Origin of the sequence: Streptomyces sp. NPDC100445 (assembly GCF_044759735.1) — a bacterium.
In the GTDB taxonomy this organism is placed as follows: domain Bacteria; phylum Actinomycetota; class Actinomycetes; order Streptomycetales; family Streptomycetaceae; genus Streptomyces.
Map to the genome: position 1 here is coordinate 34,601 of NZ_JBIVZV010000007.1, position 11,818 is coordinate 46,418.

An 11,818-nucleotide genomic window follows, 5' to 3' on the forward strand; every position below is an offset into this window, starting at 1 on the left:
CCGCACAGGTCACCGTCACTCATCCTCCAGGATGAGTCACCGGGCCGCTCATCCCTCGTGCCCAGGCGGATCCCACCCGCTGGACGGATCACTCCCGCCGGTGGCCTCCGTAGCGTCGACGCCATGACGCAGCCTCCGACCCGCACCACGCCGCACGTGTACCACCGGACGTACCTCATGGCCTACGACACCGGCACCGGCGGCCTCTACGACCGCACCCGAACCGCGTTCCTGCTCCGCGCCGCCGTCCTGGCCGAGCTGGCGATCCGGGGGAATCTCGTCGACTCCGGCGGTGACGCGCTGGTGGCGACGCCGGGACCGACCGGGGACCCGGTCCTCGACCTGACGCTCGACCACGTCGCGACCGCCCGGCGCGGCTGGCACTCCTGGATCAGGCACGACCGCGGCGAGACGCTGCGCACGGTCGAGGACCGGCTCCTCGACCAGGGCGTACTGACCGTCGACGAGAGCAGCTCCCTCGGCCGGTCCCGGCGCACGGTCAGGGTCGCGGACACCTCGGCCGTCACCGCGCTGCGGACCACGGTGACCGGCCTGCTGCACGGCACCCGGGCCGCCGAGCTGATCGCGCCCGCCGACGCCACCCTGGTGGCCCTGGCCGCCGCCGGCGGAGTCCGGCCCGTCCTCTCCCGCTCGGACGCCCGCGCCCACAAGGACCGCGTCGCGGAACTCACCGGACGCCTCACTGCCGTGGCCCCCGGTCTCGGCAAGGCGGTCGGCGGCCTCGGCATGACGCTGGTGGCCGCACAGGGCGGAATGGGCGGAAGCTGACATGCGCCTCGCGGTACTCGCCCTGACCTGCGCCCTGGCCGCGTCCACCCCCCTGCCCGCGGCGGCGGCACCGGCCGCGCCGACGGTGGTGCGCACCCAGGACGGCGCGGTACGCGGCGCCGCCCACGACGGCTACCGCACCTTCGAGGCGATCCCCTACGCGGCGCCGCCGGTGCGCGCCCTGCGCTGGACCGCGCCCCGGCCGCCGTCACCCTGGACCGGGATCCGCGACGCGCGGCGCCCCGCCCCGGCGTGCGCCCAGCCCGACGGCGAGGTCCGCGGTGGCAGCACGACCGAGGACTGTCTGTACCTCGGCGTCACCGCACCGGACACCGCCACCCCCGCCCGTCCCCGGCCCGTCATCGTCTGGCTGCACGGCGGCGGCTTCACCACCGGGACCGGCCCCTCCTACGACGCCCACCGGATGGCCGTACGCGGCGACGTCGTGGTGGTCACCGTCGACTACCGCCTCGGAGCACTGGGGTTCCTCGCCCGCCCGGGCCTCGCCGGTTCCGGCACGTTCGGCCTCGCCGACCAGCAGGCGGCGCTCCGCTACGTCCGGGACAACATCGCGGCCTTCGGCGGCGATCCCCGCGACGTCACCCTGGCGGGCCAGTCCGCCGGCGCCTACAGCGTCTGCGCCCAGCTCGCCTCACCCTCGGCGGCGGGACTCTTCCAGCGGGCCGTCATCGAGAGCGGGCCGTGCTCCGGACGGCCCGAGCGGTTCTTCGCCCCGTCCGCCTACCCCCGGGCCACGGCCGAGGCGGCCGGCGCTGAACTCACCGCCGACGTGGGTTGTGCCGAGGCCGCGCGCCCCCTCGCCTGCCTGCGCGAGGTGCCGCCCGAGGAACTGCTCGCGCACCAGGGGATCGACCAGCACCCCGCCTACGGAACCCCGCTGCTGCCGCGCGATCCCGCCGCCGCGCTCGCCGCGGGAGCGCTGCGGCGGATGCCGGTCCTGCTCGGCGCCAACCACGACGAGGGCACGGTCTGGGCCGCCGGCATCGTGCGGGCGGGCACGACCATCACACCGGCGACCTGGCCGGACGTCGTCAGCGGCTTCCTCCCCGACCCGGCCCGCACCCCGCGGGTCGTCCACACCTACCCGGTCACGGCCGACGACGGCGGACCGGTCCTCGGCGCCGTCATCGGCGACTCCGACTACGCCTGCCCGACCGCGAGCACGGCCCGGTCGCTCGCCCGCCGGATGCCCGTGTGGCGCTACGAGTTCGCCGATCCGCACGCGCCCCGCCCCACGACGACCGAGCCGCCCTTCCCGCTCGGTGCCACCCACACCACCGAACTGCCCTACCTGTTCGACCTGGGCGGCAGACCCCGCGCCCTGACGGTGGCGCAGCGGCGCCTGGCCGACACGATGATCGGCTACTGGACACGCTTCGCCCGCTCCGGCGACCCCAACGGCGACGGCGCGCCCCACTGGCCACGGACCGGCGTACAGACCCTGCTCCCCGACGACATCGGCCCGACCCGTCCGGAGCGGAGCCACCACTGCCGCCTCTGGACCGACCACCAGTGAGAGCGGTGGGGGGCGTGTCACCCTGCGGGGGCTAGAGACGGGTGCCGGGGCTCGCGCCACCCGGCGGGGAGCCGGGGACGGGTGCGCGGCCACGCCCCCCTGCGTACCCGAACCGGAACCTGGACCCGGAGCCGAGCAGCAGCGGAGTCGCCAGCAGCAGCACGCCGGCCAGGCCGATGGCTGTACGCGCGCCGAGCAGACCGCCCAGCACACCCCAGACGGCCGTCAGCAGGGCGGTCGAGGCCTTGGTCGTCACCGCCCAGGCGGACAGCGTGCGGGCGACCCGGTCGGCCGCGGTGCGCTCGAGGCGGTAGGTGGCGTACACCGGGTTGAAGACCCCGCAGCAGAGGATGAGTCCGAGTTCGACGCCGATGACCAGCAGCAGCCCGCCGGTGCCCGGACCCAGGAACGCCAGGCCGACCGGCCAGAGCGCGCGCAGCGTCCCGGACGCGACCAGGACGCGGCGCTGCCCGTACCGGGTGACGAGCGGACGGGCCAGCCGGGAACCGAGCAGTCCGCCGATCGAGGGAGCGGCGAAGGCGAGGCCGTACTGCCACGGCGCGAAACCCAGTCGGCCGAGCATCAGGACGGCCAGCAGCGGCTGGGTGGCCATCACCAGTCCGTTGAACACGGCCGTGTTCAGGAACAGCGGACGCAGCGCCGCGTCGCCGAGGATGTACCGCCAACCGTCGAGCAGGTCACCGGCCCGCAGCCGCCTGTCCTCCCGGCGCTCGGGCCGCGGCTCGTGGCCGCCCGCCGCACCGATGCCCAGGGCGGAGAGCAGATAGCTGACCGCGTCGGCCACCACGGTCGCCACCGGGCCGAGGAGCCCGATCGCCGCGCCACCCAGCGGTGGCCCGACGATCGTGGTCGTCCAGGTCGTGGACTCGAGACGCGCGTTGGCGACGAGCAGGTCCTCGGCAGGCACCAGAGTCTTCAGGTACGCGCCGGAGGCGGCTCGGAAGGTGATGTCGGCCGCCGCGACGACGACCGAGACCAGGAGCAGCTGGAGGAAGGTGAGCACGCCGAACGCGTACGCGACGGGGATCGTCAGCAGCGCCGCGCACCGCGCCAGGTCCATCGTGATCAGCACCGGCCGCTTGCGGCGGAACTCCACCCACGGGCCGAGCGGCACCGCCACGGCCGCCCCCACCGCGGCCCCCACGGAGGCGAGCGCGGCGACCTCGGCCGGCCCCGCGCGCAGTACCCGGACGGCGATCAGCGGGAACGCTCCGAAGGCGAGCCACGTGCCGAGTGCGCTCGTCCCGTACGCTCCCCAGAGCCACCCGAACCCCCGCCCCAGCCGTTGTCCCGTGCGGTGCCCGATCCTCATCCCCGACACCCCTCGCCACCCGCCCGCACAACCGTTGCGCGACCGGAAGTATCAAAGCGAGCGCGGAACCGCGGATCAAACAACCGGGGCGGCACCAGCCACAACCGATGGTTGTGGCCGTAGTGTGGGCGGCATGGGCCTCGACGCCGTCCGGACGTTCGTCGCCGTCGCCGAGGCGGGACAGTTCCAGGAGGCCGCCGCCGAGCTGGCGGTGACCCAGCAGGCCGTCTCCAAACGCGTCGCCGCGCTGGAGCGGAACCTCGGGGTACGGCTGTTCACCCGCACCCCGCGCGGCGCCCGGCTCACCATCGACGGGCAGGCGTTCCTGCCCCACGCGCGCGAACTGCTGCGCGTCGCCGACCGCGCGGCCGCCTCCGTGCGCACCGGCCGCCGGCCGCTGCGCGTCGACGTGATCGCCTCCCGCGTCGCGGCGTCGGGCCTGATGCGCGGCTTCCACCGCGCGCACCCCGACATCGACCTCGACGTGGTGATGCTGTTCGACATCGACACGGCCGTCGCCGCCCTCCGGTCCGGCGCGATCGACGCGACCTTCCGTGCCGTCGCCGTGCCCGGCCGGCCCCTTCCCGAGGACATCGAGTCCGTCCGGGTGCTCGACGAGCCGCTCCAGCTCCTCACCGGCCCCGCCCACGCGCTGGCCGGCGCCCGGTCCGTGCCCCTCGCGCGGCTCGCCGGACACCGGATCTGGATGCCCGGCATCGTGCCCGGTACCGAGTGGGCGGCCTACTACGACGACCTCGTCGCCGAGTTCGGACTCACCATCGAGGCGACCGGCCCCAACTTCGGCTCCGACGCCCTGCTCGACACCATCGCCGACACGCCGGCCCTGGCCACCTTCATGGGCGAGCAGACCCGCCTGGTCTGGCCCGCCGGGCACGGCCTGCGCCGCATCCCGGTGACCGACCCGACGCCCGTCTACCCGCACTCGCTGCTCTGGCACCGCGACAACCCGCACCCGGCGCTGACGATCCTCCGCACCCACCTCGCCACCACGGCGGCCGACCACGACGCGGCCGGGACCTGGAGTCCGAGCTGGGTGCTTCCCGCTGAACGGGCGGCGGCTCACGGCGACCGCCCCGTCCAGCGGGTCTCCCGCACCACTCAGTGGTCGACGTAGCTGAAGTCGCCCATGGTCCAGGCGTTGACGTCCTCGATGGCCACCCGGTACATCCCGCCCGTCTCCGGGATCCCCACCGTGCCCTGAAGGATCCGGGCGACGTGGAAGTGCAGGTGGGTGGGCGGGCCGTCCTTCTTCACGGGGGCGTCGAAGACGGCGGCGAACTCACCCAGGCGGTCGGAGTCCGTCAGCACCTCCGACACCCTCTGCCTCCACACTGCTTCGGAAGCCAGTCGACCGGTGATGACAGCACCACCGGTGACCACGGTCAGGGGCATTTGGTTGCTCTGCCCGGACTCCACCAGGGCGGCGACGTCAATGAGCAGCTCGTCAGGCTTCGACATGAGCCAGATTCTATTCACCCGCCGTCCGGCCACCGTAACGGCGGCCCCATGGATCAGGACGCACCCGCGCGATCCCGCCGTCAGATACCCCTCGGGCGCTGCCCGGACCGTCGGGACCGGCGCGGGCCCGGGCCCGGGCTCGGGCCCGGTGGCCGGCACCTGCCGATGGTGACGACGGCGGCGGCCGGCGATGCCCCGGCCAGGGGACCCCTCGGAGCCCTGGAGCGGAGGCAGCGGGTTACCTCACGCGCGAACGGGTGAAAACCTGTCCCGGCGACAGTAGACATTGTGCGGCGTCATGGTTATGGTTTCTCTCGTGGTCGAGATCGACCCAGGCCCGGCGGCGATGAACTGCCGGGAGAGTGAAACGCAGTTGGCAGTGCGCAGGACGGTGCGGTCGTGGAGCCCCGAAGCCAGGGTTGTCGTAGGACGGCGACGGGACTGGCGACCGGACCGGGTGGCCCGCGGTGATCAGGGGCCGCCGTGAGCAGGGCCGCGATCGACGCGGTGCAGTATTCGTAAGTGCGGTTCGCAGTGGACAGCAGTGAAGTCGGAGCGGTACCTCGGTGAAGGCGTCGGCTGCGGACGCGCGCACCGGGAGGTTCGGCAGTGGAGTTCCGATCCGGAGCAGTCGCAGGACGGGCTGCGGGTCCGGCTGCCGAAGGGTGGCGCCTCATCGGGCCACCAGTGGTTCGCGATATCGGCGGAACGGAGCAGTACGCCGCATCCGCCAGGCAAGTGTTGGTCACAGAGGGAAGAGCGGAGGACTCCAGCGCCATCAGGATCGCCCGGGCACGCGACTTCGAACCCGGGTACCGCAGGACATCGATAGTGAGGTGGTCTCCGGTCGAGCAACCGCGATCCCCGCGCCTCCGACAGCGTTACGGTCGGGCCAGCGGACACATGAGGCCGGCGCAGTACCAGGGCCGGCAGATGGTGTGACAGTTCCTTCGGGGCCTTGGTGCCGTACGGCACCAAGGCCCCTCGACATGCGCCCGGAGAGGTCGGCTTTCGCAAGGTTCTGGCCCGCGATGTGATCATTCCAGTGGTGACGCGCTGTGCGGGCGTGTAGCGTCCGCGTCAGTTGTCGTGGTTCGGAGTTCCCTTTGCCCACGCCCCGGTGTGGGCGTTCTGCTGTGCCGTGCCGCAGGAACCAGGACGATCACCTCTGTCTTCCGCATCAGTGGGAGGCGTTCATCGACTGGAAGGCATGATCATGGCTACCGGAACCGTCAAGTGGTTCAACGCGGAAAAGGGCTTCGGCTTCATCGCCCAGGACGGGGGCGGCCCGGACGTCTTCGCGCACTACTCCGCGATCAACTCCACGGGCTTCCGCGAGCTCCAGGAGGGCCAGACCGTGACGTTCGACGTCACCCAGGGCCAGAAGGGCCCGCAGGCCGAGAACATCAACCTGGCCTGACCTCGCGCGACCGGGGTCGGGATCCTTCCCGACCCCGGTCGCGATGAACGTCGGCCCGGCGGGCCGGCTCCACCGGCGGTGCCGTACCGGTACCACCGACCTGACGTACCGCCGGATGGCGCCACTTCCGGCGCCTACCGATCATGACTTGAAGCACGCGACCCACAAACCTTGCGGCCCCGTCCAACGCCGCACAGCCCGCGTTACGGTACGCGCCGGCCGACTGTCCCAAGGGCTACCCCGGCGCCCCCTCCTCGGATCCCTACGGAAGCTGGGCCCCCGTCTGGTCCGTCCGGAACTTCTGCTGAGACCGGCAACCGGTCACGCTCGATCCGGTCCCCCTGGTCGGACGGGCCCCGCATCGCTGTGAGCACCGGCGCCGGAGGGGCACAGGCCGGGGAGCCCGTACCGACCACCCGACCGCTCCTCGGGGGCAATGGGCCGCGTCGGATTCCCCGTACGGACCAACGCCTAGGCTGACGTGGCATCCGACGCAATCGCCACGAGGACCGCCCATGCGCAGCCACACCAGGATCCGTCTGATCGAGCCCACCGACGCCTCTCCGATCGCCGCGCACCGGGAGCGCGACCTCGAGGCCTTCCGGCCGTGGGAACCGGCCCAGCAGGCCGACTTCTACACCCGACAGGGCCAGGCCCAGCGGATCGACCGCCTGCTGGCCGGTCACCGGGCCGGCTCGGTCTGGCCGGGCGTGGTGCTCGCCGACGGCGAGCTGATCGGGCAGGTCACCGTCGGCGGCATCCTGCCGCAGCCGCATCTGCGCCGCGCTTCCCTCGGCTACTGGATCGCCGGCGTCGCCCAGAACCAAGGGCACGCCGGGCGTGCCGTCGGGCTGGCACTCCAGGTGATCCGGGAAGAACTCGGATTGCACCGCGTGGAGGCGTCCACGAACCTGGAGAACCTGCCGTCGCAGCGGGTGCTGCGCCGCAACGGCTTCACCCCGTACGGCGTCGCGCACTCTGCGATCTTCCTCGACGGAAGCTGGCGGGACGGGCTGCTGTGGGAGCGGATCCTCGGCGACTGACTGTTCGTCGCACCATGGGATCAGTGGTCGTCAGCATGGGTGTATCAGGGTTCGGGATGAGCCAGCCTGCCGAGCAGGGCCACCGCGTCGCCCAAGGGCACCGGCTCGAAGAACTGCGCGTCGACGTGCTCGACCGCCGCGATGGCACGGGGGGCCAGCTCGGCGCCGGTGTCCGTTACCCGTAGTCGTTTGGCCCGGGTGTCGGCCGGGTCGACTTCACGTGCGACGAGCCCTTTCTGTTCCAGGGTGCGCAGCACCTGGGAGGTCATCTTCACGTCTGTGCCGGCCTGGCGGGCGAGGGCCAGCTGGTTGGGGTGCCGGCCCTGGGCGTTGAGCCACCAGGTACACGCGAGCAGCACGAACTGCACGTGGGTGAGGCCGAGGGGAGCCAGGGCCGTGGCGACGTCACGCTGCCAGCGCAGGGTGGCGTGCCACAGCAGGAATCCGGGGCTCTCGCCGGGACCGAGGGGCATCAGCGCAGGGCCAGCGCGACCAGCGAGGCCATGGTCTCGGGCCAGTCGGCGGTGATGCCGGGGCCGATCTGCGGGCCGGCCTCGTCCGCGCCGTCGCCGGTGATCTCCATCCGGTACACCACCCGGATCCGGTCCCGGTCGAGCCGGTCGATCCGGTGGACGGTGCGCAGCAACAGGTCGTCGAAGCGGGCCTCGTCGACGAACAGTTCGCCTTCGACGGCCTCGGCGACACGCAGCACTACCGGGTCCTCGCCGGGCGGCGTCATCGTGATCCGCGCGCCCGCCGCGAACGGGCCGTCGATCTCGATCTTCTCGATCTCGGCGTTCCAGGTGCCCCAGCTCTCCACGTCGGCCCAGAGCCGCCAGATCGCCTCAGGGGCTGCGGTGGTCTCGACGCTGTGCTCGTACTCCCACATGTGTGGCCTCCTCGACCGGTTGATGTGCTCATAGATTATCTACGCGCAGACTATCTGTCCAGTCGACTGCCGCGTTCGACGGCGAAGCCCGGCGGCCGGGCCCCTGAGGGGGAACCGTGCCGCCGGGCACCGTGGCTCAGGCGTCGATGATGACGGGGATGATGAGGGGCTTGCGGCGGTGGGTGCGGAAGGCCCAGTTCGCCACGGCGCGAGCGAGGAGCTGTTCGAGTTGACGGGCGTCCCCGACGCCTTCCTCGGCCGCGGCGGCCAGCGTCTTCTCGATGACGGGGACGACCGGCTCGAAGGTGGTGTCGTCGTGGACGAAACCACGGGCCAGGAAGTCGGGGGGCTCGGCGAGGGCACCGGTGTCCGCGTCGACGAGCGCGACGACCGTGACCACGCCTTCGGCGGCGAGGGTGAGGCGGTCCTTGAGGGACGCCTCGGTGGCGCCGCCGACCTCCATGCCGTCCACGTAGACGTTGCCGGCGGGGACCTTGCCGGTGATGGACGCGCGTCCGTCGACGAGGTCCACGACGACGCCGTCCTCGGCGATGACGACCCGGTCGGGGTCCACGCCGGTACGGATGGCGAGGTCTCCGTTGGCCCGCAGATGGCGCCATTCGCCGTGCACGGGCATGACGTTCCGGGGCTTGACGATGTTGTAGCAGTAGACGAGTTCGCCCGCACTGGCGTGCCCGGAGACGTGCACCTTGGCGTTGCCCTTGTGGACGACGTGGGCACCCCAACGGGTGAGTCCGTTGATCACCCGGTAGATGGCGTTCTCGTTACCGGGGATGAGGGAACTGGCGAGCAGCACCGTGTCGCCCTTGCCGATACGGATCATGTGGTCACGGTTGGCCATGCGTGACAGCGCGGCCATCGGCTCGCCCTGGGAGCCGGTGCAGACCAAGGTGATCTTGTGGTCGGGGAGCTTCTCCAGCTCCTTCGTGTTCACGACCAGACCGGACGGGACCTTCAGATAGCCCAGGTCACGGGCGATGCCCATGTTGCGGACCATCGACCTGCCCACGAAGGCGACCTTGCGGCCGTGCTGGTGGGCGGCGTCCAGGACCTGCTGGATGCGGTGCACGTGGCTGGCGAAGCTGGACACGATGACCCGGCGCGGCGCGGTGCGCATCACCTGCTCGATCGCCGGGTTCAGCTCGCGCTCGGAGGTGGTGAAGCCGGGGACCTCGGCGTTGGTGGAGTCGGTGAGGAACAGGTCCACGCCCTCCTCGCCGAGGCGGGCGAAGGCGCGCAGGTCGGTGATGCGGTCGTCGAGGGGGAACTGGTCCATCTTGAAGTCGCCGGTGTGCAGCACCATTCCCGCGCTGGTGCGGATGGCGACCGCGAGGCCGTCCGGGATGGAGTGGTTGACCGCGACGAACTCACAGTCGAAGGGTCCGAAACCGCGCCGGTCGCCCTCACGCACCCGCACCGTCCGGGGGCGGATGCCGTGTTCCTTGAGCTTGGCCTCGAGGAACGCCAGCGTCAGCTTGGAGCCGACGACGGGGATGTCGGAGCGCTCGCGCAGCAGGTACGGGACACCGCCGATGTGATCCTCGTGACCGTGGGTGAGGACTACGGCCACGATGTCGTCCAGCCGGTCCCGGATCGAGGTGAAGTCCGGCAGGATGACGTCCACGCCGGGCTGGGTCTCCTCGGGGAACAGCACGCCGCAGTCGACGATCAGCAACTTGCCCGCGTGCTCGAAGACGGTCATGTTGCGGCCGATCTCACCCAGACCGCCGAGCGCGACGACCCTCAGCCCTCCCTTGGGCAACGGCGGGGCGGCTTTTAGCTCTGGATGCGGATGACTCATACCTTGACGCTACCGGAGATGTTGAACGGATGATCCACTGCCTGCGCGATCTCTCTGCTACTCGGGGGACGGAAGCTGTCCATGACGGGTGCCCACGGAACGCCCGGCTCACGCCGACGGGTGAACGGGTGACGGTGGAGGTCGACCCGCTTACACAGTGTGAACCGTATGGCCGAGCATCTCATGGTGCGTGGAACGGACGCCCGCCGACGGTCCACCCGGTGCGCCGCGCTCGACGAGGCACGAGGACCACGGGCGGGCATGTCGGCGGTGGCCGGCAGCGTCGGGCGCCATGGACATACAGATCGACCTAGTGGTGAGCTACCCGATGGACGACGAGATGGAGACGGTGCTCGGACTGGCCGAGGCGGTCGGCGAACCCGTCACCGTCACGTTCAGGTGGGAGGGGCCCGGGGAGCCGGAACACGCGGTGCTGGTGCCCGCCGCCACGCTGGCGCTCTGGGAGCACCGGGCCCCCACCGCCTACCCGACGAGTGACGCGGGGGAGGGGAGCCGGGCCGTGACCGAGGCGCCCGAACCGGCCCACCCGGCGGTGTTCGGCCCGTTCACCCTCTTCCGTCGCCGCTCGGGAGGGCGCACGGCGGTCACTCGCGAAGGTGTGGTGGTCGCCGAGCTCCTGGACCCGGGGGAGGCGCAGTGGCTCCAGGAGCGGGCCCGCGAGGTCAGGCAAGGCTTCATGGACCCGAAGCAGAAGGCGGCGTTCGAGGACTTCCTCGTCCGGCAGGCGTCCCTCGACGAGCGGTGACGCGCCGACGCGTCCTGGGCTCCCGCACGTGGCGGATCACCGGCAGGGGCGAGTTCGCCGTACCGACATCGACGGGCATACCGCTAGGGTGAGTCGGTGACCTCTCCGTCGGAAGACCTGCCGTCACTGATCAGCGAGGACGACCGCGACGCCGTCGTGCACCGCCTCCAAGAGGCGTACGCCGAAGGGCACGTCGAGCACGAGGAGATGGACGAACGTCTCCACCGGGCGCTCAGTGCCACAACCCGGGCCGAGCTGGCCTCGATCCTGGTCTCGTTGCCGCAGGAAAACACGGGAACCACGTCCACGATCTCGGTCGCCGCCGGACGGATCCGGCGGCGCGGCGCATGGAGGGTGCCTCGGTTCCTCAAGGTCGAGTCAGCCTACGGAAGAGTGCGGCTGGACCTTTCGAAGGCGGTCTTCGACCATCCCATGCTCGATGTGGAGCTGCTGCTCGGCACCGGCAGGGCGAAGATCACGGTGCCTCGCGACGCGGTCGTCGAGTTCGACGACCTGCGCACCGGCTGGAAGGACACCCACTACAAGCCCCCGAGAGCCATCCGCCCCGGTGGGCCGAGGATCCGGATCTCCGGAGCCATGGGATTCGGGCGACTGAAGATCCGCCACGCACGAGGATGGCGAGCGACCACCCAACCGTAAGCGGTGCACCGGGCCGCCCTCCCGCGCGCCCGAGGCGCAATCCGGAATCCAGTGGGACACGTGGGAGCGGAGGCGTTCGC

At 71.6% G+C, this 11,818-nt stretch carries 12 protein-coding genes; 7 read left to right on the forward strand and 5 right to left on the reverse strand.

Annotated elements, in window-relative coordinates; all coding sequences use genetic code 11:
• The first annotated feature begins 123 nt into the window (after window positions 1–123).
• Together ACIQVT_RS18350 and ACIQVT_RS18355 are read left to right on the forward strand one after the other, a co-directional pair.
• A complete protein-coding gene (locus ACIQVT_RS18350; RefSeq protein WP_403754185.1) occupies window positions 124–789 on the forward strand; it encodes a GPP34 family phosphoprotein in 666 nt (221 codons plus the stop codon).
• 1 nt (window position 790) lies between these two features.
• A complete protein-coding gene (locus ACIQVT_RS18355) occupies window positions 791–2,326 on the forward strand; it encodes a carboxylesterase/lipase family protein (RefSeq protein ID WP_403754188.1) in 1,536 nt (511 codons plus the stop codon).
• Window positions 2,327–2,357: 31 nt separating this feature from the next.
• Here the strand turns inward: ACIQVT_RS18355 and ACIQVT_RS18360 are convergent, their stop codons facing one another.
• Entirely contained in the window at window positions 2,358–3,659 is a 1,302-nt protein-coding gene (locus ACIQVT_RS18360; RefSeq protein WP_403754191.1) for an MFS transporter, read from the reverse strand.
• Window positions 3,660–3,792: 133 nt separating this feature from the next.
• Between ACIQVT_RS18360 and ACIQVT_RS18365 the strand changes: the two genes are divergently transcribed.
• Window positions 3,793–4,794, forward strand: a complete 1,002-nt coding sequence (locus tag ACIQVT_RS18365) for a LysR family transcriptional regulator (protein ID WP_403754195.1) — start codon at window positions 3,793–3,795, stop codon at window positions 4,792–4,794.
• On the opposite strand, the gene ACIQVT_RS18370 is transcribed toward ACIQVT_RS18365, so the two are convergent.
• A complete protein-coding gene (locus ACIQVT_RS18370) occupies window positions 4,779–5,138 on the reverse strand; it encodes a hypothetical protein (RefSeq protein ID WP_403754198.1) in 360 nt (119 codons plus the stop codon). The genes ACIQVT_RS18365 and ACIQVT_RS18370 overlap by 16 nt on opposite strands.
• Window positions 5,139–6,354: 1,216 nt before the next feature.
• Here ACIQVT_RS18370 and ACIQVT_RS18375 point away from each other — a divergent pair.
• Window positions 6,355–6,558: a cold-shock protein gene (locus ACIQVT_RS18375; protein WP_055603386.1), complete on the forward strand. Its 204-nt coding sequence runs from the start codon at window positions 6,355–6,357 to the stop codon at window positions 6,556–6,558.
• Window positions 6,559–7,073: 515 nt separating this feature from the next.
• The gene (locus ACIQVT_RS18380; protein WP_403754202.1) at window positions 7,074–7,601 is read left to right on the forward strand and encodes a GNAT family N-acetyltransferase; all 528 of its coding nucleotides are present in this window, start codon (window positions 7,074–7,076) and stop codon (window positions 7,599–7,601) included.
• 44 nt (window positions 7,602–7,645) lie between these two features.
• On the opposite strand, the gene ACIQVT_RS18385 is transcribed toward ACIQVT_RS18380, so the two are convergent.
• The 3 genes from ACIQVT_RS18385 to ACIQVT_RS18395 all read right to left on the reverse strand — a co-directional run bounded on the left by ACIQVT_RS18385 (window position 7,646) and on the right by ACIQVT_RS18395 (window position 10,312).
• Window positions 7,646–8,074 carry a MarR family winged helix-turn-helix transcriptional regulator gene (locus tag ACIQVT_RS18385; protein ID WP_403754205.1) on the reverse strand — a complete coding sequence of 143 codons (429 nt, stop codon included), beginning with the start codon at window positions 8,072–8,074 and terminating at the stop codon, window positions 7,646–7,648.
• Window positions 8,074–8,490 carry a polyketide cyclase gene (locus tag ACIQVT_RS18390; protein ID WP_403754208.1) on the reverse strand — a complete coding sequence of 139 codons (417 nt, stop codon included), beginning with the start codon at window positions 8,488–8,490 and terminating at the stop codon, window positions 8,074–8,076. The genes ACIQVT_RS18385 and ACIQVT_RS18390 overlap by 1 nt, the downstream gene beginning before the upstream one ends.
• A 136-nt stretch (window positions 8,491–8,626) precedes the next feature.
• The gene (locus ACIQVT_RS18395) at window positions 8,627–10,312 is read right to left on the reverse strand and encodes a ribonuclease J (protein WP_403754211.1); all 1,686 of its coding nucleotides are present in this window, start codon (window positions 10,310–10,312) and stop codon (window positions 8,627–8,629) included.
• A 292-nt stretch (window positions 10,313–10,604) separates the two neighbouring features.
• On the opposite strand from ACIQVT_RS18395, the gene ACIQVT_RS18400 reads away from it, so the two are divergent.
• Entirely contained in the window at window positions 10,605–11,078 is a 474-nt protein-coding gene (locus ACIQVT_RS18400; protein ID WP_403754213.1) for a hypothetical protein, read from the forward strand.
• A gap of 96 nt (window positions 11,079–11,174) precedes the next feature.
• Window positions 11,175–11,738 (forward strand): DUF1707 domain-containing protein, encoded by a 564-nt coding sequence (locus tag ACIQVT_RS18405; protein WP_403754216.1) that lies wholly within the window; start codon window positions 11,175–11,177, stop codon window positions 11,736–11,738.
• Window positions 11,739–11,818: the final 80 nt, after the last annotated feature.

Coding starts and splice junctions, on each gene's coding strand:
- ACIQVT_RS18380 (WP_403754202.1), top strand. CDS start 7,074: ATGCGCAGCCACACCAGGATCCGTCTGATCGAGCCCACCGACGCCTCT.
- ACIQVT_RS18350 (WP_403754185.1), top strand. CDS start 124: ATGACGCAGCCTCCGACCCGCACCACGCCGCACGTGTACCACCGGACG.
- ACIQVT_RS18385 (WP_403754205.1), bottom strand. CDS start 8,074: ATGCCCCTCGGTCCCGGCGAGAGCCCCGGATTCCTGCTGTGGCACGCC.
- ACIQVT_RS18370 (WP_403754198.1), bottom strand. CDS start 5,138: ATGTCGAAGCCTGACGAGCTGCTCATTGACGTCGCCGCCCTGGTGGAG.
- ACIQVT_RS18395 (WP_403754211.1), bottom strand. CDS start 10,312: ATGAGTCATCCGCATCCAGAGCTAAAAGCCGCCCCGCCGTTGCCCAAG.
- ACIQVT_RS18365 (WP_403754195.1), top strand. CDS start 3,793: ATGGGCCTCGACGCCGTCCGGACGTTCGTCGCCGTCGCCGAGGCGGGA.
- ACIQVT_RS18390 (WP_403754208.1), bottom strand. CDS start 8,490: ATGTGGGAGTACGAGCACAGCGTCGAGACCACCGCAGCCCCTGAGGCG.
- ACIQVT_RS18375 (WP_055603386.1), top strand. CDS start 6,355: ATGGCTACCGGAACCGTCAAGTGGTTCAACGCGGAAAAGGGCTTCGGC.
- ACIQVT_RS18355 (WP_403754188.1), top strand. CDS start 791: ATGCGCCTCGCGGTACTCGCCCTGACCTGCGCCCTGGCCGCGTCCACC.
- ACIQVT_RS18400 (WP_403754213.1), top strand. CDS start 10,605: ATGGACATACAGATCGACCTAGTGGTGAGCTACCCGATGGACGACGAG.
- ACIQVT_RS18360 (WP_403754191.1), bottom strand. CDS start 3,659: ATGAGGATCGGGCACCGCACGGGACAACGGCTGGGGCGGGGGTTCGGG.